23 protein-coding genes are annotated in these 22,981 nt (G+C 71.1%); 12 read left to right on the plus strand and 11 right to left on the minus strand.

The window, feature by feature from the left end; all coding sequences use genetic code 11:
• Positions 1-30: 30 nt before the first annotated feature.
• Positions 31-759, minus strand: a complete 729-nt coding sequence (locus A3IC_RS0137355) for an HdeD family acid-resistance protein (protein WP_020555192.1) — start codon at positions 757-759, stop codon at positions 31-33.
• A gap of 179 nt (positions 760-938) precedes the next feature.
• A complete protein-coding gene (locus tag A3IC_RS58740) occupies positions 939-2,768 on the minus strand; it encodes an AMP-binding protein (protein WP_020555193.1) in 1,830 nt (609 codons plus the stop codon).
• A gap of 232 nt (positions 2,769-3,000) precedes the next feature.
• Between A3IC_RS58740 and A3IC_RS0137365 the strand changes: the two genes are divergently transcribed.
• Positions 3,001-4,302, plus strand: a complete 1,302-nt coding sequence (locus A3IC_RS0137365) for an acyl-CoA dehydrogenase family protein (protein WP_020555194.1) — start codon at positions 3,001-3,003, stop codon at positions 4,300-4,302.
• Positions 4,299-5,444 carry an acyl-CoA dehydrogenase family protein gene (locus A3IC_RS0137370; RefSeq protein WP_020555195.1) on the plus strand — a complete coding sequence of 382 codons (1,146 nt, stop codon included), beginning with the start codon at positions 4,299-4,301 and terminating at the stop codon, positions 5,442-5,444. Before A3IC_RS0137365 ends, A3IC_RS0137370 begins: the two co-directional genes overlap by 4 nt.
• 96 nt (positions 5,445-5,540) lie before the next feature.
• On the opposite strand, the gene A3IC_RS69115 is transcribed toward A3IC_RS0137370, so the two are convergent.
• The 6 genes from A3IC_RS69115 to A3IC_RS0137400 all read right to left on the minus strand — a co-directional run bounded on the left by A3IC_RS69115 (position 5,541) and on the right by A3IC_RS0137400 (position 11,913).
• Positions 5,541-5,687, minus strand: coding sequence for a hypothetical protein (locus A3IC_RS69115; RefSeq protein WP_158696241.1), 147 nt, complete (start codon positions 5,685-5,687; stop codon positions 5,541-5,543).
• Positions 5,688-5,785: 98 nt separating this feature from the next.
• The gene (locus tag A3IC_RS63145) at positions 5,786-6,310 is read right to left on the minus strand and encodes a hypothetical protein (RefSeq protein WP_158696242.1); all 525 of its coding nucleotides are present in this window, start codon (positions 6,308-6,310) and stop codon (positions 5,786-5,788) included.
• 58 nt (positions 6,311-6,368) lie between these two features.
• Entirely contained in the window at positions 6,369-7,112 is a 744-nt protein-coding gene (locus A3IC_RS0137385) for an ABC transporter ATP-binding protein (RefSeq protein ID WP_020555198.1), read from the minus strand.
• Positions 7,109-7,870, minus strand: coding sequence for an ABC transporter ATP-binding protein (locus A3IC_RS0137390; protein WP_020555199.1), 762 nt, complete (start codon positions 7,868-7,870; stop codon positions 7,109-7,111). Before A3IC_RS0137390 ends, A3IC_RS0137385 begins: the two co-directional genes overlap by 4 nt.
• Positions 7,860-10,088: an ABC transporter permease gene (locus tag A3IC_RS0137395; protein ID WP_020555200.1), complete on the minus strand. Its 2,229-nt coding sequence runs from the start codon at positions 10,086-10,088 to the stop codon at positions 7,860-7,862. Before A3IC_RS0137395 ends, A3IC_RS0137390 begins: the two co-directional genes overlap by 11 nt.
• Positions 10,089-10,362: 274 nt before the next feature.
• On the minus strand, positions 10,363-11,913 hold the full coding sequence (locus A3IC_RS0137400) for an ABC transporter substrate-binding protein (RefSeq protein ID WP_079026926.1): 1,551 nt from the start codon (positions 11,911-11,913) through the stop codon (positions 10,363-10,365).
• A 458-nt stretch (positions 11,914-12,371) separates the two neighbouring features.
• Here A3IC_RS0137400 and A3IC_RS0137405 point away from each other — a divergent pair, with 458 nt between their 5' ends.
• The 4 genes from A3IC_RS0137405 to A3IC_RS0137420 all read left to right on the plus strand — a co-directional run bounded on the left by A3IC_RS0137405 (position 12,372) and on the right by A3IC_RS0137420 (position 15,796).
• The gene (locus A3IC_RS0137405; protein WP_020555202.1) at positions 12,372-13,097 is read left to right on the plus strand and encodes a spermidine synthase; all 726 of its coding nucleotides are present in this window, start codon (positions 12,372-12,374) and stop codon (positions 13,095-13,097) included.
• 214 nt (positions 13,098-13,311) lie between these two features.
• Complete coding sequence (locus A3IC_RS58750; RefSeq protein ID WP_020555203.1) at positions 13,312-13,797, plus strand: nuclear transport factor 2 family protein; 486 nt, start codon at positions 13,312-13,314, stop codon at positions 13,795-13,797.
• Positions 13,794-15,281: an MFS transporter gene (locus tag A3IC_RS58755; protein WP_020555204.1), complete on the plus strand. Its 1,488-nt coding sequence runs from the start codon at positions 13,794-13,796 to the stop codon at positions 15,279-15,281. Before A3IC_RS58750 ends, A3IC_RS58755 begins: the two co-directional genes overlap by 4 nt.
• A 14-nt stretch (positions 15,282-15,295) precedes the next feature.
• A complete protein-coding gene (locus tag A3IC_RS0137420) occupies positions 15,296-15,796 on the plus strand; it encodes a tetratricopeptide repeat protein (protein ID WP_020555205.1) in 501 nt (166 codons plus the stop codon).
• Positions 15,797-16,165: 369 nt separating this feature from the next.
• Here the strand turns inward: A3IC_RS0137420 and A3IC_RS70315 are convergent, their stop codons facing one another.
• From A3IC_RS70315 to A3IC_RS73170, 3 genes are all read right to left on the minus strand, one after another.
• Positions 16,166-16,486 carry an LLM class oxidoreductase gene (locus A3IC_RS70315; RefSeq protein ID WP_205354226.1) on the minus strand — a complete coding sequence of 107 codons (321 nt, stop codon included), beginning with the start codon at positions 16,484-16,486 and terminating at the stop codon, positions 16,166-16,168.
• A 104-nt stretch (positions 16,487-16,590) separates the two neighbouring features.
• Positions 16,591-17,184, minus strand: a complete 594-nt coding sequence (locus A3IC_RS70320; RefSeq protein WP_205354227.1) for an LLM class F420-dependent oxidoreductase — start codon at positions 17,182-17,184, stop codon at positions 16,591-16,593.
• Positions 17,181-17,453: a hypothetical protein gene (locus A3IC_RS73170; RefSeq protein WP_020555206.1), complete on the minus strand. Its 273-nt coding sequence runs from the start codon at positions 17,451-17,453 to the stop codon at positions 17,181-17,183. The genes A3IC_RS70320 and A3IC_RS73170 overlap by 4 nt, the downstream gene beginning before the upstream one ends.
• 74 nt (positions 17,454-17,527) lie before the next feature.
• Here A3IC_RS73170 and A3IC_RS63150 point away from each other — a divergent pair, with 74 nt between their 5' ends.
• The 6 genes from A3IC_RS63150 to A3IC_RS0137460 all read left to right on the plus strand — a co-directional run bounded on the left by A3IC_RS63150 (position 17,528) and on the right by A3IC_RS0137460 (position 22,848).
• Complete coding sequence (locus A3IC_RS63150; RefSeq protein WP_205354240.1) at positions 17,528-17,854, plus strand: winged helix-turn-helix transcriptional regulator; 327 nt, start codon at positions 17,528-17,530, stop codon at positions 17,852-17,854.
• 435 nt (positions 17,855-18,289) lie between these two features.
• Positions 18,290-18,823 carry an LppU/SCO3897 family protein gene (locus A3IC_RS0137440; RefSeq protein ID WP_026219188.1) on the plus strand — a complete coding sequence of 178 codons (534 nt, stop codon included), beginning with the start codon at positions 18,290-18,292 and terminating at the stop codon, positions 18,821-18,823.
• A gap of 248 nt (positions 18,824-19,071) precedes the next feature.
• The gene (locus A3IC_RS0137445) at positions 19,072-20,286 is read left to right on the plus strand and encodes a sensor histidine kinase (protein WP_020555208.1); all 1,215 of its coding nucleotides are present in this window, start codon (positions 19,072-19,074) and stop codon (positions 20,284-20,286) included.
• Positions 20,283-20,951, plus strand: a complete 669-nt coding sequence (locus A3IC_RS0137450) for a response regulator transcription factor (RefSeq protein ID WP_020555209.1) — start codon at positions 20,283-20,285, stop codon at positions 20,949-20,951. The genes A3IC_RS0137445 and A3IC_RS0137450 overlap by 4 nt, the downstream gene beginning before the upstream one ends.
• A gap of 251 nt (positions 20,952-21,202) precedes the next feature.
• The gene (locus A3IC_RS0137455) at positions 21,203-22,105 is read left to right on the plus strand and encodes an ABC transporter ATP-binding protein (protein ID WP_020555210.1); all 903 of its coding nucleotides are present in this window, start codon (positions 21,203-21,205) and stop codon (positions 22,103-22,105) included.
• Complete coding sequence (locus A3IC_RS0137460; RefSeq protein WP_020555211.1) at positions 22,102-22,848, plus strand: ABC transporter permease; 747 nt, start codon at positions 22,102-22,104, stop codon at positions 22,846-22,848. Before A3IC_RS0137455 ends, A3IC_RS0137460 begins: the two co-directional genes overlap by 4 nt.
• The last annotated feature ends 133 nt before the right edge of the window (positions 22,849-22,981 follow it).

The raw sequence follows: 22,981 nt of genomic DNA on the forward strand, positions 1-22,981 counted from the left end.
CCGCTCGGCCCGGACGTCGCCGTTCGCGATCTATCGCTCGTCGTCCCCGGGCTTGGTCATCGTGTCCGGGCCCTTGAAGGTGCCTTCCCTGGTGGGTTCTTGTTGCGCCTTCCACTCGGTCGTGGAGGTCGTGTCGTGGGGGGCTTCATCCGGGACCTCGGCCTCGCGGACCATGCCGACGATGCGACGGCCCGTCAGGCCCAGGCTGACCAGGCTGAGTCCGTCGAAGAGCAGGGCCAGCGAGATGAACGTGCCGATCGCGTAGCGGCTGTTGCTGGGCCACTCGGCCAGCACCAACAGGCCCAGGACCAAGTCGATCACGCCGACCACGATCGTCCAGATCATCTTGGCGGACATGCTCGCGACGCCGCCCACGACGCGGAACATGCCCGCGCCGAGCAGCAACAGGGCCACGAACAGGGTGAGTGCCTCGGCCGCCACCTCGGGCCGGCGCAGCAGCACCACACCCGCCGCGATGTTGAGCGCGGAGACCGCGACCACGAGCCAGAAGGCGTTCTCCTTGCGCGCCTGGACGGCCTGTACGAGGCCGACCACGCCGCCGATCAGCAACAGCCAGCCGAACAGCACCATCGTGGTCAGCGTGGCGACGCCCGTGTAGACCAGGCCGACGACCCCGCCGAGCGCCAGGACCGTGCCGAGCACGACCAGCAATCCGAAACCGAATCCCCTACCGCTGCGCCGATGCCGCCCCGCGCCGGATTCGGCGGTCGGTCCCGTGACGCCCTTCGTGCTGTCCATGGGTGCCGCTCCTCGGATCTGCCCACGCCCGCAGAATCGCGTGCGTGGTACGCCTTCCCCTTGGAAAGCGACATATCCGCATGATCAGCTATCCGCCTCGTCGGCCGTGCGCGCGCCCGATCGGCCATCCGCACGATCGACGGCCGGCACCCGAGGAGCGCACCGATCCCGCGCCCCGGTCAGCGTCGCGTCCCCGGCGGCAACGACGGTGGCAGCGCGGACCGCACCGGGGACAGTGCCAGAGCCGGCGCCGACCGCGTCGAAGGCATCGGGGGCGGCACCGGCACACCCCGCACCACCGGGCCCGGACGATCCGTCAGGCCCAGGAAGTGCCGGCGCAGCCGATACTTCTCCACCCGCCCGTTCGGCGTGCGAGGCATCCGCGCGACGATCCGCACGTGCGCCGGCCGCATGTACGCGGGCAGCGACTGCGCGCACCACGCGCGTAGTTCGTCGGGGTCGAGCGGGTGGCCCGGCTCGGGCTCGGCGTACAGGACCACCTCGTCCTCGTCCTCCCGGTCGGCGGGCACCCCGAAGACCGCGCCGACCGCGATGTCGGGATGCTGGTTGACCAGGTCCTCGATGTGGTAGGCCGACACGTTCTCGCCGCGGATCCGGATCCGGTCCACGACCCGATCGACGAAGTGCAGCAGCCCGTCCTCTTCGTCGAACACCGCCGCGTCGCCGGTGTGGAACCACAGGTTGCGGGTGGCTTCCGCGGTGCTCACCGGGTCGTCCACGTACTCCTGCGCCAACAGCCCCGGCAGGTGCGGTCGGATCGCCAGGTGCCCGACCACGCCGCGCGGCACCGGCCGGTCGTGCTCGTCCAGGATCGCCACCCGGGCGAACGGCAACGGCGCGCCCAGACAGCCCTTGCGCACGATCCGGGCCCCGTCGAGCACCGGCACGCCCAATCGGGCACACGCCTTCGCGACCGCCGCCGGCGCCAGACCGCGGCGCAGCGCCGGCGGTGTGGCCTCGCTCGGGTCCAGGCCGACCAGGACGGCCGCGATCGGCAGGCCGGTCTCGACCTGCCCGTAGCCGGCGACCACGGTGTCGATCCCGTACCGGCGCGCGAACGCGCGATGGGTCGGCGGCAGCGGTTGCATGAGCACCGTGCTCAGCGGGTTCTCGCGCTCGCCTCGCGACTCGGGCGCGCCGGAGAGCCAGCCCACCATCGTCTCGGTGAGCACCGCGCCGGTGGCTCCCGCCGACACCACGCGGCGCCAGAAGTCGACCGGGTGGAACCGGTCCCACAACGACACCCCGGCGCCCGCCCAGGCGGCTCGGACCACCCCCGCGAACGCGCCCTGGACCGAGTGCAGCGGCAGGTCCACGTGCACCACGTCGTCGGGCGTGGTGAGCCGGCGCAGCAGCAGCGTGTACGAGGCCAGCCAACGGTGCGGCAACACGGCGGCCTTGGGCCGGCCGGTCACCCCGGCGGTGTGCACGATCATCCCGACGTCGCCCGGATCGATCGCCACGGCCGGCGGCACCGCGCGGGCAAGGAAGTTGGCGTAGGCGATCTCCGGGTAGCCGTGCGGCGGCCGGGGCCCGACCGCGTCGTGCACAGTCAGCCGCGGCAGCCGGTTCAGGTACGGCCGGACCGCCTCCAACGCGTGCACCAGCGCGCGTTCGGTGACCACGAGTACCGGTTGGCCGGCCTCGAGTTGTTCGACCAGCACATCGCCGATCGCGTCCGGGTCCACCGGGCAGTACACCGCGCCGGCCTTCCAGATGCCGAACATCCACAGCGCCGCGGCATACGCGCTGCGGCAGTGCACCGCGACCCGGTCGCCGCGCCGGATGCCCGCCCGGGCCAGGTTGCCGGCGATCGTGTCGGTGGCCCGCTTGGCCTCGGCGTAACTCAGGTCCAAGCCGTGCTCGCCGTAGTGGATGAAGACCCGCATCGGGGTTCGCACCGACCAGGTGTCCAGTGCTTCGGTGACCGACTCCCCGTCCGCGGCGAGTTCGGCGGCGAGACCCGCCTCGAGTTCTTCGGCGGTCATGGCTGTACAGCACCCCCTGCGACGCGCGGAAACCCGGAAGGTCCCGGCTTGGAGTCCGTGCGTGTACTCGCTCACACGGGAGATGAACATATCGCCTGGGGGCACCGGTTGGGGGCCCGGGCACGGGCTTCCTACCGGTGAGTTCAGCACTTAGCATCCAGGTGGCCCGGTTGTCGACAGTTGGTCGAGGTCGATGAACAGGGCGTCACGACGGAGGACGGAGGCACCTCTTGTGCGAGAGCGGGGCGACGTGAGCGATACCGACAGCGGGCCCACCGGCGAGCCGACCGACCGACCCACCCGCGAGCCGGTCCGCGACCTTGCCGACGGGTCGGGTGCGGAGGCGATCGACGCGGCGGAGATCCGGCGCCGGGTGGCGGAACTGGTCGCGGCGCACGATCCGACCACGATGTCCTCGGTCGAGTTCCTGGGGCACCGGTTCGACGCGGGCCTGGCCTGGGTGCACTTCCCGGTCGGGTGCGGCGGTCTGGGCGCCTCGCGGGCGTTGCAGCAGGTGATCGAGAGCGCGTTGATCGCGGCCGGCGCGAAGGCGGCCGGTGGGTACCGCAATCCGATCGGCCTGGGGATGGGCGCGCCCACCATCGCCGCGCACGGCAGTGCACAACTGCGGGCCGAGTTGTTGCGCCCGCTGTGGACCGGCGAGGAGATCTGGTGTCAGCTCTTCAGCGAGCCCGGCGCGGGGTCGGACCTGGCGGGCCTGGCCACCCGCGCGGTACGCGAGGGTGACGGCGACTGGATCGTCAACGGCCAGAAGGTGTGGACCTCGCTCGCACACAAGGCGCGCTGGGCGATGCTGCTCGCCCGCACCGACCCGGACCTGCCCAAGCACCAGGGGCTGACCTACTTCTTCCTGGACATGACCTCACCCGGCGTCGAGGTGCGGCCGCTGCGCCAGGCCACCGGGCAGGCGGAGTTCAACGAGGTGTTCCTGACCGACGTGCGGATCCCGGACACGCACCGCGTGGGCGAGGTGGGCCAGGGCTGGGCGGTGTCGAACACGACGCTGATGAACGAGCGGGTCGCCATCGGCGGCGCGGCGACCGCACGCGAGGCGGACGCGATCGGCGCGGTGGCGCGGATGTGGCGCGACCGGCCGGAGCTGCGCACCCCCGGGCTGCACGACCGGCTGCTGCGGGCCTGGGTGGAGTGCGAGGTGGCCCGGTTGGGCAACGAGCGCATCCGCCAGCAGCTCGCCGCCGGTACGCCGGGCCCGGAGGGGTCGGCGGCCAAGATCGCCTATGCCCGGCTCAACCAGGACGTCACCCGGTTGTGGCTGGAGCTGGCCGGCGAGGAGGGGCTCGGCTACGACGAATGGGCGATGCGCCGCAGCGAGTTGGGGCAGGCCGCGCTCGGCGCGCGGGTGCCGGGTTACTACTACCTGCGGGCCAAGGGCAATTCGATCGAGGGCGGCACGTCCGAGGTGCTGCGCAACGTGATCGCGGACCGGGTGCTGGATTTGCCGCGCGAGCCGCGTACCGACACCAAGGTGCCGTGGAAGGAGATGCCCCGGTGAGCGAACCCGGTATCCCCTCGCTGCTGTACGGCGAGGTCGAGGAGGACCTGCGCGCGACGCTGCGCGAGCTGCTGCGGGATCGGTGCGCGTGGCACGAGGTGCTGGCGCGAATCGACACCGAGGAGGCGTACGACGAGGGTCTGTGGAAGGCGGTCGCGGCCGAGCTGGGCCTGGCCGGGCTGTTGATCCCGGAGGAGTTCGGTGGGGCCGGGGCCGGGCCGCGGGAGGTCGCGGTGGCGCTGGAGGAGTTGGGCCGCGCGGTGGCGCCGGTGCCGTTCCTGGCCAGCGCGGTGCTGGCCACGTCGGCGCTGCTGGCCTGCCCGGCGGGCGAGGCGCGCGACGCGGCGCTGCGCGCACTCGCGGACGGCACCCGGACCGCGACCCTGGCGGTGACCGCGAGCACGTGGCCGGGGGCGAGCTTCCCGCTGTCGGTGACGGGTGCCCGGGACGCGGACGACCTGGTGCTGACCGGCGCGGTGACCGGGGTATTGGCCGCGGATCGGGCCGAGTTGCTGGTGGTTCCGGTGGTCGTGGCCGGCGAGCCGCAGCTGGCCCTGGTGGCGGGCGACGCGGCGAATCTGTCCCGGCGCGCGGTGACCTCGTTGGACGCGACCCGCCCGGTGGGCGAGTTGACGCTGGATCAGGTCCGCGGCCGGGTGCTGGCCGGGCCGGAGCACGCGGAGGCCGCCCTGGGGCACGCGCTGCGCCAGGGTGCGGCGCTGTCGGCCTCGGAGCAGCTGGGCGTGGCCGAGCAGGCGTTGGCGGAGGCGGTGGCGTACCTGAAGGTCCGGCACCAGTTCGGCCGGCCGATCGGGTCCTTCCAGGCGCTGCGGCATCGCGCGGCCGACCTGTGGTCGGACATCGCCGCGGCCCGGGCGGCGGCACGCTACGCGGCGGCGTGTCTGGCCGAGGACTCGGCGGACGCGCCGGTGGCCACCGCGCTGGCGAAGGCGTACTGCGGCGACGTGGCGGTGCGCGCGGCGGAGGAGTGTGTGCAGATGCACGGCGGGATCGGCTTCACGTGGGAGCACCCGGCGCACCTGTACCTCAAGCGGGCGATGGCGTCGGCGCTGCTGCTGGGCACCTCGGATCGGCACCGGGCCACGCTGGGCACGCTGGTGGACCTGCCGCCGGCGATCTGAGCGACCCCGACACGGGTGTGGCCGGCCTCCGCACGGAGGCCGGCCACACTCACGTCACTCGCGCACGCGACCGGAAACGGCTTTCCGAGCACGGCACTAGCTGCGCAACATCAAAATGATCATCACCACCGCGACCGCCATGAGCACGGCCCACACCGCCGTGACGAGACGAAGGCGCTTTCCGTCCCGGACGACGGGGTTGTCGGTCGGACCGGGGTCCGCCGGTCGCGGGTTGTCGCTCATGTCGTCGCTGCCCTCCACGGGTGCTGCACGCGGCGTCCGTCCCGTTCAGGATGACACCGCGCGCGGCCCGTTGAGGAGTCCTCGTTCCGGAATGTGTCTCAGTGCCCCGCCGGGGTGGTGGGCAACACCGCCGTGGCGTCCGTGCCCGGCCCCGCGACCGCCGGGGCGGCCTGCGGTGTCTGCTGGGCGGCGATCAGCCGGGCCAGCCAGAACCGCATGAACGTGGACAGCGAGTAGCGGATGAAGAGGGCGAACCCGAGCAGCGAGACCGGGATCGCCGACAGACCCAACGTGATCGCGTCGTTCTGGGTCAGGATCAGCGTCGTGCCGTGCGACATGAAGTAGGCGCCGATGCCCATGACGATCCCGACCAGCATCAGCCCCACGCCCAGCCACATCAGCTGGGTGTCGAGCATGCTCTTGGGCGCACGCAGTTTCAGGGCACCGACGTCGGCGGTGAACTGCCGGGTCCGATCCTGAGTGGCCGCCGGGATCGCCGCATGGCGCGGGGCGAACGACGGTGGTGGCCCGGCCGTCGGCACCCCCTGCGGAACCGTCGGCGGCTCGCCGGCGGGCCTCGCGGGTGCGGGCTGCCCGTCGGCGTTCACGCTGTTCATACTCATCAAGTGGTCACCTCGTGGGTCGCCGTGAGGTTGGTACGTACCCAACGGCCATGTCCGATCAGCCGCCCAGGTACGCGCTGTGCAGGTCGCCGGCGATCTCGTCCGGAGTGCCGACCTGAAGGATCCGGCCACCGCTCATGACCGCGGCGAGGTCGGCGACGGCCAGGGCCGTGCGCGCGAACTGCTCGACCAGGAGCACGGTGACACCGGTCTCGGCGATCTTGCCGACCACGTCGTACAGCTGGTCGACGACGAGGGGCGCGAGGCCCATCGACAGCTCGTCGAGCAGGATGATGGCCGGGTTGGTGGCGATCGCCCGGGCGACGGCCAGCATCTGCTGTTCGCCGCCCGACATCGTGCCCGCGGCCTGGGTCCGGCGTTCCTTGAGGCGGGGGAAGATCGGGAAGACCTTCTCCTCGATCTCCTTGCGGGAGACTCCTCGGTAGGTGGCCATCCACAGGTTTTCGGACACGGTGAGATTGGGGAAGACCCCTCGGCCTTCCGGGATGCTGCACAGGCCGATCCGGGCCAGGTCCACGGGCGCGGCCCCGGTGACGCACCGCCCGGCGAGGAAGATGTCCCCGCCGGTGGGCTCGTGCAGCCCGGTGATCACCTTGAGCATCGTGGTCTTGCCGGCTCCGTTGGGGCCCAGGACCGCCATGACCTTGCCGGTGGGCACCGCGAGGTCCACCTTGTGCAGCACCTCGACCTGCTCGTACGCGGCGCTGATGCCGCGCAGTTCGAGCAGCGGCGGGGCGCCGGCCGGCCCGGCCGGTCGCGCGTCGGCCACATTCAGCGTCATACGGTCTCCTGCAGGACTTCGTCGGCCTCCGCGGCGTCGGCGGTACCGAGGTACGCCGCCTGCACGGCGGCGTTGGTGCGGATCTCGTCGCACGTACCGTTGGCGATTTTTTTGCCGAAGTCAAGCACGTGCAGTTCGTCGCAGGTACTCATCACCAGATCCATGTCGTGCTCGACCAGCAGCACCGCGACCCCGTCGGCGGCGATCTCGCGCAACAACTGGCCGAAGCCGCGCGTCTCCTCATCGTCCTGGCCGGAGGCGGGCTCGTCCAGGAGCAGGATTTTGGGTCGGGACGCCAGCGATCGCGCCAGCTCGACCACGCGGCCCTGCCCGGTGGGCAGTTGGTCGGCGCGCACGTGCGCGATCGAGGTCAGGTTGAGTCGGTGCAACAGGCGCGCGGAGGTGTCCTGCGCCGTTTCCCTGGTACCGCGGTGCAGCCGTCGGTACTGCGCGGCGGCGACCTGGATGTTCTCCCGGACCGTCAACGAGCCGAACAGCTCCAGGCGTTGGAAGGTGCGGGCCATGCCCAGGCGGGCCCGACGGTAGGGCGCGAGTTTGCTGACGTCGCGTCCGTCCATCCGGACCCGGCCCGAGGACGGCGGCTGGAGGCCGGTGATCACGTTGAAGATCGTGGTCTTGCCCGCGCCGTTGGGCCCGATCAGGCCGGTGACCTTGCCCTCGTGGGCCCAGATGTTGACGTTGTTCAGGGCGGTGTGGCCGCCGAAGCGGACCGTGACGCCCTCGACCTCAAGCCCCATGACGCGCTCCAGGCAGGGTGGGTGACGGTGTTTCGGCCATCGCGACCGTCGGCAGCGAGGGCATCGCGATCAGCTTGTCCAGGCCCTCGATGTCGGCGGGCTTGAACCGGTGTCCGTTCAGGCCCAGTCCTTCGGGCTGCTCGGACAGGCCCGGCGGCAGCTCCTGTTCGGTCCGCGGCGCCTTGAGCATCAGCTCGCCCTTGACCGCGGCCGGGATGCCGATCACCGCGAGCAGGATGCCGATGACGAAGGCCCAGTTGCCGATCACGTCGGTGAACCGCAGGACGACCAGCACCAGTTGGGCCGCCGCACTGCCCGCCAGGATGAACGGCCGCTGCAGGGCGGGCTCCCATTCCGGACGGATCTTGGCGGCGATGAACCCGTTCGGGTTCTTGCCCAGCGCGATGCCGTTGAGGCCGATCAGGATCGTGGTGAGCTGGGCGTAGTCGGGGAAGAGGTTGGTGATCAGCGGCGTACCCAGGAAGATGCCGGCGAACAGTGCGGCGCCCGGCGAGGTCAGGCCGGCGATCACCATCAGCATCAGCACCGAGAGTCCGGCGGTGAAGTCGAAGTTGACCGGCGACAGGGTGCCCAGCGCGCCGCCCAGGATGCCGCCGCCGACGCCCGCCATCGCGGCGGAGAGGCCGAAGACGGTGAGCGTGGTCAGCTTGTGGTTCATCCCGATCGTCGCGCACGCCGCCGGGCTGTCCTTCATGGCCAGCAGCCTGCGGCCGAACTCGCCGCGCCGGATCCACACCACCACGAGCGAGGACAGCGCGAAGAAGACCGCGCCGAAGATGAAGTAGGCCCGGTCGGAGGAGATGTCGATGCCCGGCCAGTCGAACCGCTCGAAGTTGAGCGTGCCGCTGTTGAACAGGTCGATCCTGGTGTCGCCCCAGGTGAACGCGGGCAGTTGGAAGATCCAGCGGTCCAGCATGACCGCGAAGGCGGCGGTGGCCAGGGCCAGGTAGATCCCGGACAGACGCAGCGCCGGCAGCGCGACCAGCACGCCGATGCCCGCGCAGATCAGCGCGGCCCACAGCAGGCCCAGCGGGTTGCCGCCGGAGCCCAGGTGCGACACGCAGATCGCGCCGATGCCCGCGAAGCCCAACTGGGCCAGCGACATCTTCCCGGCGTAGCCCACCAGCGGGATCACCGACAGGGCGATGATCGCGAAGCCCCACATCTTGGTGCTGGCGAACAGGTCGGCGGCGCCCAGGGTGTTGGCCGCGACCACCGCGCCCGCGATCACCAGGGCGGCGAAGACGAGCGAGCCGGTCCAGGTCGGGCGGTGGGCGATCTCCCGGGTGCGGGAGGAGGCGTGGCCGCGCAGCCGGGACGTGGGCAGCAGCATGATCGCCAGGAACAGCACCAGCACCGGCATCGAGTCGGTGAGGCCGGACAGGTAGGGGCCCGCGGTGGGGAACCTGGTCTCGGTGAGGTAGCCCTTGCCGTACTCGGTGACCAAACCGATGATCATCGCGCCGACGAAGGTCCACGGCAGGCTCTTGAGCCGGCCGATCACCGCCGCGGCGTAGGCGTTGACGATCAGCAGGGTCAGCGGCAGTGCGGCGAAGGAGAGCTTGGGCGCGATCAGGATGCCCGCGACGGCGGCCAGCATGGTGCCGGTCGCCCAGGCCAGCATGCCGGGCACCTCGGGACGCGAGCCGTTGAGCACCGCGAGGTTGCGGTCGTCGACGGTGGCGCGCATGGCCACACCGGCGCGGGTGGAGCGCAACAGCACCCACAGGCCGATCGCGACGATCAGCGCCACGGCCAGGGTGATCAGGTCGTGGTAGGACACCCGCGTGCCGGCCATGTCCACGGACTCGCCGGGGAAGAAGTTGACCACGTTGCGCGGAGTCTGCGGATCCCAGACCCACATCACCGTGGCGAGCAGGCTCAGCAGCACCGCGACGGTCACCATCAGGCGCGTCGTCTCCGACGTGCCCTCCAGGCGTCGCATGATGGCGAAGTGCAGGAACACCCCGAATGCCGGGGCCAGGATGCCGAGCACCACGATGATGGACAGCCAGACCGGCCAGCCCCAGTCGAAGTGCAGTTGCCAGTACGTGAACGCGGCGAGCGCGCCGGTGACGCCGTGGGCGAAGTTGAAGATGCCCGTGGTGGTGTAGGTCAGGGTCAGGCCGCCGGCGGTGATGGCATAGATGCCGCCGGTGACCAGGCCGCTGATGGTGAGGATGATGAACTCGTGCACGCGCCCTCCGTTCGGGCCGGGCCGTGTCGCGGGGCGATCGGTCTCGGAGACTGGTGCGGCACGGCTCCTGACAGGTCGTCAGGGCCGCTGGAGCCGTCCCCCCGCCCGGTGCGGGGCGGGAGGACGACGGGTGTCGCCTGGTCGGGCCGAGCGGGTCGGCGGCCGACGGATTCGGCGGTGATGCGGTGCAGCTCGGCGCTGCGGTTCACTGCTTCGGTGTCACAAGGTGGTGCGGTGGTGCGGTGGTGCGGTGTCGCTCCGGTGTGCGAGCGGCTCAGCTGCCCTCCTCCGGCGGCAGGGCCGGCGGCGGCTCGCCTCCGTCGGCGGGCGGCGGGGTGCTCGACTCGGGCGCGCCGGCCGGTGGCGGTGTGTCGGCGGGCGGATTGGCCGGCGGCGCCGAGGTCTGCGCGCTGGGCGCACCGGGCGCGACGGCGACCACGTTGCCCGGGTCGCAGTTGAAGAACTCGGCCTTGTTCGGCTTGGTCAGCGCCGCGTCGTACTCGAAGCCCTTGGCGGTCGCCTTGACCATGGTGAAGCAGTCCGAGGCGCGCACGTCCTTGGTCTCCACGATCGGTCCGGGGGCGAACAGGCCGCCCGCGTCCCAGTTGGCGCGCTTGCCCTTGGCCAGCACGCACTCCGTGGTGACCTCCGTACCGCACTCCTTGACCGCGCTCGCCCACAGCAGCCAGGAGTTGATCCCGGACATGTGGAAGAACTCGAGGTCCTTGTTCGGTTCCGCGAGGTGCAGGATCTCCAGCGCCTTCTGCACGGCGGGGTTCTTGTCGCCGAGCGACTGCGGCACGAACGTCGGGTAGATGTAGGTGTCGGGGATCTTCGAGTTCTTGGCGGCGGCGAGCGTGTAGCGGTTGTACGCCGACGCGTCGCTGACGATGACCTTGGGGTGCCAGTTCATCGCGTCCATCTCGCGGAACATCGACGCCGAGTCCACCGCGAGCCACGTGGTGATCAGCATCTCGACGCCGGCGGTCTTCATCTTCTCCAGCGTCGTGCGCCCGGGCGGCGGCATGACCGGGACGTCTTCCTTGTAGACGACCGTGCCGCCGGCCGCCTCGACGCCGGCCTTGTAGCGGATCATCGAGGGCCGCAGCGAGGCCATGTTCTGGCCCAGCAGGCCGACCTTGGCCTTGACCTCGGGGTGCGCGGCGAAGACCGCCTTGTACGCGCCCACGACCGTGGTGGAGACCGGCAGGCCGACCGCGAGGTCCTGGAGGTCGGCCTTGGCCGATTCCTCGCCGACCACGTAGGCCGGGAAGGCGCCGAGCTTGCACCCGGTGCGGGCCTTGACCCCGTCGTTGTCGAACGGGTTGCCGCCACCGACGACCATGAAGTCGCTCTGGCAGGCCGCCGTCATGACCGTGCCGACGTTGCTGAGCGCGGCGTCGCGCTGGGTCAGCTTGATCGTGCGGCCGTTGATCCCACCGAGGCCGTTGCACCACTTGGTGAAGCCGTCGGCCATCTCGAAGAACTCTTTGCCCAGACCCGGTTGCGCGGGAGCGCCGGGGTCGCCGGTCACGCTGACCGTGATCTGCTTCTCCGTGACGCCGCGATCGGCCTTCTTGGTGAGCGGTTTGCCGTCGCCCTTGCCGCAGACGTCCTTGAGTGTGCCGAAGTCACCGGCCGCACCGGTGGGCACCTTGTCGTTCTTGACCGGGTTGGTTCCGGAAGGGTTCCCGACCTGCGGACCCTTGGCCACCGCGTCGTCACCCGAGCGACTACAGCCGACCGCCAACAGGAGCGGCACGACCAGCAAGCCGGCCGCCGCTCGGCGGCGCGTCCCACGCCGCCCGGCGGAAGTTGATGCCATCAGCCCTCCCGACACTTCGTTTCCGCGGGCCGGGCCGATGTGCCCGGTGCGCTCTCACGTACTTCTCCTGCGCTGTGCTCGCGTCGTTCTCGTCTTGTGCTCGCCCTGCCCCGGGCTCCGCCTGCGAGGCGTCCCTGCGACTGGATCTGACATGCCATCAGTCAATGGGCCATGAAGCAATGGCCGGGACCTTAACGGGGTGTTCCACAGGGTGCAAGAGTCACCGAACCGGCGAAAACCGCTGGCCGGCAGGCCGAGAACAGTCCCTTGCGCGCCGGGGCGCGTGACTACACACGTGTCACTGTTCGGCCTCTCGGGATCGCAATTCCTCGGCTTCGTGATGGCACTGTTATGAGGTGCCGGCGATCCGTCTCGCGTGGTCCGCGAAGTGCCCGCGAAGCCAAAAGCCGACACAGTGACAACCGTTCTCCATAAAGCGACAAGGAGTCAGTGAACCGATGTACACGATCGATTCGACCACCGACGCACACGAGATCGAACGCGTCCCGGCGGCGGACGGCGAACTCGTCCTGCGGCGTGCGGGCGAGCACTACGAGATCATCAGCAACGGCTGCTTCCTGATGGACACGCGCGCGGGCGCCTCGGAGCGGCTCTTGGTGCGCACCGCGCTCGACGCGCTCGGCGACACCCCGAATCCGCGGATCCTGGTCGGCGGTCTGGGCGTCGGCTTCACCCTGCGCGAGGCACTGACCGACGCCCGGGTCGCCCAGGTGACCGTGATCGAACGCGAACCCGCCGTCGTGCGGTGGGGTGCGGGGCCGCTCGCGCCGTTCTCCGGACACGCCTTGACCGACCCGCGCGTGAGGGTGGTCACATCCGACCTGGTGGCCTGGGTGCGCTCCCGGGTCGCCGAGCCGACTGCGGGGCCGGGCGTCGGACCCGTCGCCGAGCAGTCGCACGAGCGCTTCCACGCGTTGTGCCTGGACATCGACAACGGGCCGGACTGGACGGTGACCGACGGCAACGCCTCGCTCTACGACGACGCGGGACTTGCCGCGCTGCGGGCCCGTTTGTTGCCGGGTGGCGTGCTGACCGTGTGGAGCGCGACCGCGAGTCCGGAGTTCGCCGACCGGCTGCGGCGGCGGTTCGCGCACGTGAGCGTGCATCGAGTGCCGGTCCCGCGGGGGGAACCGGACGTGGTGTTCGTCGCAAGCGAGCGCTAGCGGGTCTGCGGCGGCGAGGCGGTCCGGATCGTATGGGGAGAGCCTGCCGGCCGGCGGTGTGGCGGCGGCGCGTCGTGCGCGAGAGCCGGCCGGCCGGCGCCGCGCGCCGGCGCGCGCGTCGTGCGGGAGATGTAACTGACGCGACGTCAGAGAAACTTGCGTGTGTCATCCAACTGCTGCCAGCATGCGATCAACGGTTGGTGAAAGGGTGGACATGCACGACTACGAGGCGGATTCGCCCGCTCTGCACAATCCGGGCGAACTGCGCGACCGCAGCGAGCTCCGGGATGTGGTGCAGATCTACGCCCACGGCGCGGACCGCCGCAAGCCCGACCTCGTCGCCTCGATGTTCACGCCCGAGGGCCGCCTGGTGGTCCACCGCGACCCCGGATCCACCGAACCGCCCGCGGTGCGCGCCGGCCGCGCCGAGATCGCCAAGGCGCTGACGAGCCTGGACCGTTACCTGGCCACCACCCATCTGATCGCCAATCAGCTCGTCGCCTTCGAACCGGGCGGCGATCGTGCGAACGCCGAGACGTACTGCACGGCGCACCACATCTACGAATCGTGCGGGGTGCGCCGCGACCGGGTGATGTCGATCCGCTACCTCGACACGTTCGTGCGCACCGGCGAGGGCTGGCGCATCGAGACCCGCACCCTGCACTGTGACTGGGTCGAGGACCGGCCGCTGACGGCATGAGCACCGGCACGAAGGGGGCCGCGCGCACACCGACCAAGCGCCACGGCCCGACGATGATCCTGGTCGCCCTGTCCTTCGCCGCGACCACGATGGCGGTCATGCAGACCGTGGTCTCGCCGATCCTGCCGCAACTGCAGAACCGTCTCGGCGTCTCCAGTTCGGCCATCGCGTGGGTGCTCACCGGCAACCTGCTCGCCTCGGCGGTGGCCACCCCGCTGCTCGGCCGGCTCGGCGACCTGCGCGGACGCAAACGATTCCTGCTGTACGCCCTGGCGGCCGTCGCACTGGGCTCGGTCCTGGCCGCGTGCACCACCTCCTACGTGATGCTGATCACCGGCCGGGTGCTCCAAGGCATGGGCGGCGGCGTGGTCCCGCTCGCGCTCAGTGTGGTCCGCGACGAATTCCCCAAGGAGCGCTCGGCGGGCAGCATCGCCACCATCGGCGCCACGATCAGCGTCGGCGCCACCTTCGGCTCGGTGATGACGGGACTGATCGCCGACCGCTGGGACTACCACCTGCTGTTCTGGCTCTCCGCGCTGGTCGCACTGCTTTCCATGCTGATGGTGTGGCGCGTGGTGCCGGATACCGCCGAGCGGCGTTCGGGCCATGTGGACCTGGTCGGCGCGCTGACCCTGTCCGGCTGGCTGGCCGCGCTGCTCGCCGCGGTGAGCATGGGCAGCCGCTCCGGGTGGGGCGCGCCGCTGGTGCTCGGCGGGCTGATCACCGCCGCGGTGATGTTCGCCGCCTGGATCGGCTGGGCGCTGCACCACCCCGAACCCCTGGTGGACCTGCGCGTGATGGCCCGCCGGCCGGTGCTGCTGGCCAACCTGTCCGGGCTGTTCACCGGCATGGCGATGTACGGCTCCTCACTGCTGTTCCCGCCCTTCATCCAGGCACCGTCGGCGCTCGGGTACGGGTTCGGCAAATCCGTGCTGATCGCCGGCCTGATCATGCTGCCGGGCACGATCGGCAACCTGGCGGCGGCACCGGTCGCGGCCCGGATGACCAACCGGTACGGCCCCAAGCCCGCACTGGTGCTCGGACCGCTGCTCAGCGGCACGGCCTTCGCGCTGTTGCTGCCGCTGCACGGGCACTGGTGGGCGTTCTCGATGGTCGGCGTGTTGTTCGGCTTCGGCCTGGGACTCGCGTTCTCCGCGATGCCCGCGCTGATCAACGACCACGTGCCGGCCGACATGACCGGCGTGGCCAACGGAATGAACGCGGTGTTGCGCACGGTGGGCGGGGCGACCGGTACGGCCGTGCTGGGCGCGATCCTGAGCGCGTCCCTGGTCGACACGGGCACCGCACGGGCCGCGGGCGTCGCGCAGGCGCCGGAGCTGATGGGCTACCTGATCTGCTTCGGCATGCTGGGCATCGGCTGCCTGCTCGCGGCGCTGCTCGCGTGGTCGATCCCGAGCGCGCGCCGAACGGCGCAACCTGTGCGGGTGGCGGCCGAACCCGACCGTGTGCAGGCGACCCGATAGGGAAGACTGCCCGGATGATCGGGAACGAACGAGACACCGCCCTGGCCGAGGCGATCGCGCTGCGCGAGGCGGGCCGGCCCGAGGAGGCACGGGAGCGGCTGGTGCCGCTGGTCGAGCGGTACCCGGGCGACGCGCAGATCGCCTATCAGGCGGCATGGGCACACGACGTGCTCGGCTTGGAGCGGGAGGCCGTGCCGTTCTACGAATGGGCCCTGATCGGGGACGGCCTGACCGCCGAGGATCGACTGGGCGCGTTCCTGGGCCTGGGCAGCACGTACCGTGCGTTCGGCGCACACGACAAGGCGGTGGCGATCCTGCGCCGCGGCCTCGGCGAATTCCCGGACGACGCGGGCCTGACCACGTTCCTGGCGATGGCCCTGTACAACGCCGGTGACGCCAAGACCGCAGTGGAATCCCTCCTCCGGGTCATCGCCCGAACCAGCACCGACCCCCGGGTGACCCCCTACCGCAAAGCCATCGAACTCTACGCAACGGACCTGGATGCGCAGGCATAGTGGCCCGAGTCGGGGGCGGCCCTCCGGGGGCCTCTCACGGCCCGCCCGAGCAGCCCGCTCGACCAACCCGTCCGTACAACCCCCCGGCCCAACCGAAACCCCCAAGCCCAATTGGGCGCCCACAGTCCGACCGGGCGCTCACAGCCCTTCCGAACGCCCTCGGCCCGTCCGGCGTTCGAGGACACCCCAAGCCCGCCCCACCACCCGCACGGCCGCGATCCCAACCCACCCAACCCACCCGGTGTTTGAGGACGAACGGACCAAGCCACCCAGCCCATCCGGCGTTTGAGGACGAATGGACCGGGCGACACTCGGCGAGTCCGCAGGACCCTGCGCCCCCTCAGGCAGCCTGGAGACAAGGTCGAGGCGTCAACCGGGGGAAAGCGCCCGCAACGTCGCCGCCCCAGCCGGATCCCCCGCGGTAGCCGCAGGCACAAGCACGACCTCGTCCACCCCCACTCCCCGATACGCCGCGATTCGCTCCCGGCCGTGCGCCACCGCCCCCACGACCCCCACCACCACCGCAACCGCCGAAGCCGGAATCGCGGCCGGCAACTCCCGTGGACGCGGCCGCGTGCGCGCATAGGCGACCAGCTCCGCAAAACCCGCGCGGGCGAACATCTCCGCGTACCCGGGCGCGGCCAGATACCCCACCAACCCGCACCGCAGTTGCTCCGTCCCCTCCGTCACGCCGGCCTCCGCACCCGTCTCCGCACCCACCGCCGCACACACCCACACGGCGACCCGAGGCCGAGGCCGCCGGGCCTCCTTCGCGGCCCGCTCAAGCACACCGATCAACTCCCCGCCGTCTCGACCGACACCGGGTTCAGCACCAGCCGATCCGCGTACCGCGCCGCCGTCCGGATCGCCGCAGGTCCGAACGCGGCGACGGTCAGACCCGATCCGCCCGGCGCCGGCAACCGCAGCCGGTAACCGCGCGAGCGGACCATCGACCCATGCCCATCCGACCGCGCGCCATCCAGCAACTCCCGTGTCTGTCGGGCGGATTCCGCAAACGCCACACCCGCCCTGGCCCGCGAGCGCCCGTGCCACTCCTCGACCACCACCGTCGAGGACGTCCCCAGCGCGACCGTCACCCGCCGCCCGGTCAGCGCCCGGACCGAGGCCGCGCCCATCGCGATGGTCGCCGGATCGCGTACGGTCACCGCCAACGGCCCCACCGTCAACGGGATCCGCTCGGTGCCCCCGGCCACCGCGGTGGCCGGCGCGAACACGTCGTAGGTCGCCATCTCGCCGAGCCACAGTTCGTCGTAGCCGAGTTCGTCGGCCAGCCGGGCCGTCGCGAGCGCCTCCCGCGCCGGCCGGTCCTGCCACAGGCCGAGCGAGACCGACAGGCCCGATCCGGTGGATTCCTCGTCCTCGCTCACGTCGCCCTCTCCAACATCACATCCGACCCCGACCCCGCCGCTCCACTCACCGCCGCCGTCCCGAACCGCCCGCCCGATCCCACGAGTTCCCCCGCACACGCACCGGCCGGGATCGCACCGGTGGCGCCGAACGCGTGTCCCATCGCGATCGTGCCGCCGTTCACGATTGAACCGGTCGTCCCCTTCGGCTGCGGCGCGTGCGGGGCGATCGGGGTGAGCGCGCGGGACACCGCCGCGGTGCGCGATCCCGCGGTACCGGCCGCGGCCACCAACCCGAGGCGGCGCTACCACCGCTCGGCCGCCGCGACCGGCGAGCACTCCCCGATCGCCGCCGGCGGCCGTACTGGCCGATCGCACCTGCACCGCGATCCTGGCCGCCGCGTTCCTGGGCGTGCACCGCTTCGGCGACTTCCAACGGCTGATCCACGACACCGCCCCGCACACCCTGAACACCCGCCTGGGCCTGCTCACCGACGAGGGCATCCTGACCCGGGTCCCGCTCCGGGAAGGCGCCCGCCGTACCGGCTACCGACTGACCCCCAAGGGACACGACTTCTTCCCGACCTTCGCCTTCTTGATCGCCTGGTCCGAACAACGCTTCACCGCCGACGGCCTCGCCGGCGTCCGCATCTCCCACGTCACCTGCGGCAACCCCCTGGCCCCGCGCTGAACCTGCAACGCCTGCAACGCCGAACTCACCGCCGAATCGGTCGATATCGGCTACCTATGCTGAACGCACACATAACTTGACGCCGGGTGGAGACCGCACGGTACGAACTCACCCGGCAGGACCGGCATCGCGCCACCGGGCGCTGGATCTGCCGGTCTGTGCAACGGCCGTCCATCACGACCTCGTCGTGCTGCACGTCGACAACGACTTCGCGACAGTGGCGGCCGTGTGCAAGGAGCCGCATCAGCGCGACATCAGGACGGCCGGAGCAGATTGCTCGCAAGCCCTCCGACACTCCGCCCGGCCCGGTTGTCGGGTGAGGTGGTTGAGGGACTCCCCTTGATTGGCGGCGATTCGGTTGCCGAGGCGAATCGAGGGCGGTCATGGTTCAGCGGTGCCGTCGAGCGGATGACACGGCACGAAAGGGGCATCGTCATGACCTGTCGCATCGGGTCGATCGGCGGACGCGCACCGTCCGGGGTGATCGTGGCCGTGTCGGCCGTCCTCCTCCTGGTCGGAGGCTGCAACGGGGACGGCAAGAACACCGCGCACGTCTCCACCACACCCACAAGTACGACTTCCGCGTCCGATTCGGTGTTCGCACCGCGCACCTCGACGGCGACGACACCCGTCTCGACCAGGACCCGGGCCACCGAATCGCCGTCGGCCACGAGCCGGGCGACCCGGACCGCCGAGTCCTCCGCGACCCCCGAGAGCACCAAGACCGCGTACGACAAGGGCGAATGCCTCAGCGGCCGGATCAACACGGGCGGCAGCCAGGAGCAGTTGCTCTCGGTCCGGTGCTCCGACCCCAAGGCCAACTTCAAGGTCCTGCGCGTGTTCCCGTACATGACGGCCGGCCGGCCGTGCGACAACGTGAGCGGCGCGGACTACACGTACTCCAGCTACTGGACGCGCAACGGAATCCCGACCTACGGAAGCACGTACTGCCTCTCCGAAATCGGCTGAGCGGCGGGCGCGGTTCGCACCCGGGGGGGCGGGGCCGTCGGGTGGGCGGGGCCCGGTCGGCCCCGGCCGGGCGAAGTCGGTCGGCCCGATCCGCCCGCGCGGCAGGTGCCGTCGAACGGCGGCCCGCATCGGCCCACCGCACGCCCGAGAGTACGCGCCGACCGGCTCGCGAACGCCGACCAAAGTCGATGGTGGCGTCGACTCCCGGTCACTGCCGGATCCGGGGGAGCACTGCCTAGGCTGCGGATGTGTTCAAGATCCGCGCCCACCCGGACGATCCGGCCTCGGAGCCGGCCACCCCCACGCGCCGGGCAACCCACCCGACCCGGACCCGCCGCGAATGGGCCGCCGACCTCGGCTACGCGCTGGCCGCCTTCGTGCTCGGCTCGATGATCCTCGCGACCGCGCTCCAGGAAGACGACAAGGCGCCGAACGTGTGGGTCGAGGCGGTTCTCGGCGGCATCATGTTCGCGGCCATGCTGCTGTTCCGCCGCAGTCGACCAACCGCGCTCGCCGTGGCCTGGGCAGTCGTCGGATTCTTCTCGGCCGCCGTCACCGGCTCGGGCCCGGTCGCCCTGCTCAACCTGGCGATCCACCGGCCGTGGCGGATCAGCGTGTCCGTCGCCGGGTGCCAAATCGCGGTGATCGCGGGCACGTTCTGGGTCGGCGCCGACTCCCCGCGCACCTACTGGGAGTCCGTCCTGGCGATGTTCCTGCTGATCACCACCTCCGTGGTCACCGGCATGCTCATCCGATCCCAGCGGCAGCTCACCGCATCGTGGCGCGAACGCGCCCGGCAGGCCGAGGAGGGCCAGCGGCTGCGTGTGGAAGAGGCCCGACACCTCGAACGCGAGCGGCTCGCCCGGGAGATGCACGACGTGCTCGCACACCGGATCTCACTGCTCGCGATCCACGCGGGCGCACTGGAATACCGCGCCGGCGCGTCACCCGAGGAGGCACGCGCCGCCGAGATCATCCGCCAGTGCGCGTTCGAGGCGTTGGAAGACCTGCGCGAGGTCATCGGCGTATTGCGTGCGCACCCCGACGAGACCGAGGGCGAGGAGCCCGAGCGCCCGCAACCGGTGCTCAGCGACCTGCCCGCGCTGGTCGAGGAGTCCCGACAGGCCGGCGCGACCGTGCACCTCGACCTGGCCGAGCTCCCGTCGGTGTCCGGGCGCACCGGCCGGCACGCCTACCGGATCGTCCAGGAGGGTTTGACCAACGCCCGCAAACACGCCCCCGGTGCACACGTGCGCGTGCTGGTCGCACCGGCCCCCGAGGACGGCCTGGCCATCGAAGTGGTGAACCGGCTGCCGGGTGGCCAAACGAGCGGCATCCCCGGTGCCGGCGCCGGACTGATCGGGCTGCGCGAGCGAGTGGCGCTGATCGGCGGCCGGCTGGAGCACGGGCACACCGGCGACGGTGACTTCCGACTCCGGGTCTGGCTACCGTTGGCCAAATGACTACCACCGACGGCTGTGTCCGGGTCCTTGTCGTCGACGACGACGCGCTCGTGCGCGCCGGACTCTCGATGATGCTTTCCGGTCTGCCCGACGTGCGCGTGGTGGCGGAGGTGGCCGACGGCGCCGACGTGCTCGGCGCGGTCGACGCACATCTACCCGACGTGGTGCTGATGGACATCCGGATGCCCCGGATGGACGGACTGGCCGCCACCGCCGCGCTGCGGGCCAGGCCCGAGGCGCCGGAGGTGATCGTGATGACCACCTTCGACACCGACGACCACATCCTCAAGGCGATGCGCGCGGGCGCGAGCGGGTTCCTGCTCAAGCACACCCCGCCGCCGGACATCATCGAGGCGATCCGCCGCGTCGCCGGTGGTGAACCGATGCTCTCCCCCGACGTGATGCGCCGCATGATGTCCTACGTGGCCGCGGCCGGCGTGGACCCGCGCCGAGCTCGCGCCCGGGCGGCACTCGACCGTCTCAGCGAAGGCGAACGCGCCGTGGCCGCACTCGTCGGCAAGGGCCGTACCAACGCCGAGATCGGCAAGGAACTGTCGATCAGCATCGCGACCGTCAAGGCGTACGTATCCCGCCTGTTGGCCAAGCTCGATCTCAACAACCGCGTGCAGATCGCCCTCCTCGTGCACGACGCCTCCGACGGCTGAGCTGCCGGCGCCGGCGACGCGGCTCGGGACCGGCCGCGACTGCGGTCCCGGCCCCGCACCAGGCCGACTTTCGCGGGTCGGCACGCACCCGCATCGGCCCGGGAATCCGGGTCACGTCGATCCGCGCTCCGCCGCGCCCTACTCCCGGTCCCGCTCGCGCAGTCCTTGGTCGCGGTGGGTGTAGACCAACGCCTCGGATCGTGGCCCCTCGGCCGCTGTGGATCACCACCCGGCGCGGCCACGCTGAAGACATGATCACAGTCGAGCACCTGACCAAGCGCTATGGGGAACACGTCGCCGTCGACGACGTCTCGTTTCGTTGCGAACCCGGCACGGTGACCGGATTCCTGGGACCCAACGGAGCGGGCAAGTCCACCACGATGCGGATGATCTGCGGCCTCACCCCACCCACCCGAGGCGGCGCGAGCATCCTGGGTGTGCCGTATCGGCGACTGGCCAACCCCGGTCGACACGTCGGCGTCCTGCTCGACGCGGCCGCCCAGCACGCGGGCCGCAGTGGGCGCGAGACGCTGTCGCTGTGTGCCCGCCTGCTGGATGTGGATCGGGCCCGCGTCGAGGAACTGCTCACCCTCGTCGGCCTGTCCGGCCCGGCGGCCCGGCGGCGCGTGGGCGGCTATTCGTTCGGGATGCGCCAGCGCCTGGGCGTCGCACAGGCGCTGCTCGGCGACCCTGCCGTGCTCATTCTGGACGAACCCACCAGCGGCCTGGACCCCGAAGGGGTCTATCAAATGCGCACGCTCCTGCGGGGCTTCGCCGACCGGGGCGGCACCGTTCTGCTCTCGTCGCACCAGTTGCGCGAGATAGAGGCGGTGGCCGACCGGATCGTGATGATCGCCAAGGGCCGAGTCGTCGCCGACGGCGCGAAGGACGATCTGCTCACCACGCGCCACGGCACCCGGGTGGCCGGCCCCGACCCGGTCGCGCTGCGCACCGCACTGATCGCGGCCGGCCTGACGCACCGCCCGGCCGAGGCGGCCGGGGCATTCCTGGTCGACGCACCGCCGGAGGCGGTCGGGCGCGCCGCCGCACACGCGGGGGTGGCCCTGTCGGAGCTGCGACCGCCCGAGCACGAAGGACTCGAAGAGATGTTCCTGAGCCTGATCGGTTCCGTCCCCCAGGAGATCGCGTCATGACGGTCGCCGCGCCCACCCTCGGTCGGCTGACCGAGGTCGAACTGCGCAAGATGACCGACACCCGCGCCGGTCGATGGCTGTTGGGCGTGGTCGCTCTCGCCGCCGTGGCCCTGGTGATCGTGACCCTGACCGCCGCGCCACTCGAGGACCGCACCTGGCGGCACTTTCTCAACTCCTCCCAGGCCGGCGTCGCCGTGCTGTTCCCGGTGATCGGGATCCTGGCGGTGACCGCCGAATGGTCCCAGCGCACGGCCCTGACCACGTTCACGCTGGTGCCGGACCGCCGCCGGGTGCTCGGCGCGAAGCTGGCGGCAGGAGGTGTGCTGAGTGCGATCGGACTCGTGATGGGCCTGGTGTGCGCGAGCCTCGGCCGGCTCACCGCCACGATCACCCATCGGGGCGCGGGCGCCTGGTCCATACCGCTCTCGGTGATCGCGTCGATGCTCCTTGCCGCGGTCCTGAGCATCACCATCGGTATGGCGTTCGGGATGGCGTTGTTGAACGCACCGCCGGCGATCGTGGCCTACTTCATGATTCCGAGCCTGCTGGCGATCCTTGCCAACCTCGTCTCCGCCATGGAGACCACCAATCGTTGGATCAATCCGGGTACGACCCTCGACCCCCTCTACGACACCGGCGTCACCGGTGTCGAATGGGCCAGGCTCGGCACCGCGATGGCCATCTGGCTACTGGGTCCGCTGCTGGCCGGCACGATGCGCGTCATCCGCACGGAGGTGCACTGATTGCCCCGGCAGGTGTGCCGGGTCGGCCCGGCACACCTGCTCGACCATGCTCGACACGACCGGGTGCTCGGAGTCGGCATGTCCGGGTGGACCGGGTGTTGGGCATTTCTCGTCGGGCCCGTTATCCGAACCT

This window comes from Embleya scabrispora DSM 41855 (assembly GCF_000372745.1).
In the GTDB taxonomy this organism is placed as follows: domain Bacteria; phylum Actinomycetota; class Actinomycetes; order Streptomycetales; family Streptomycetaceae; genus Embleya; species Embleya scabrispora.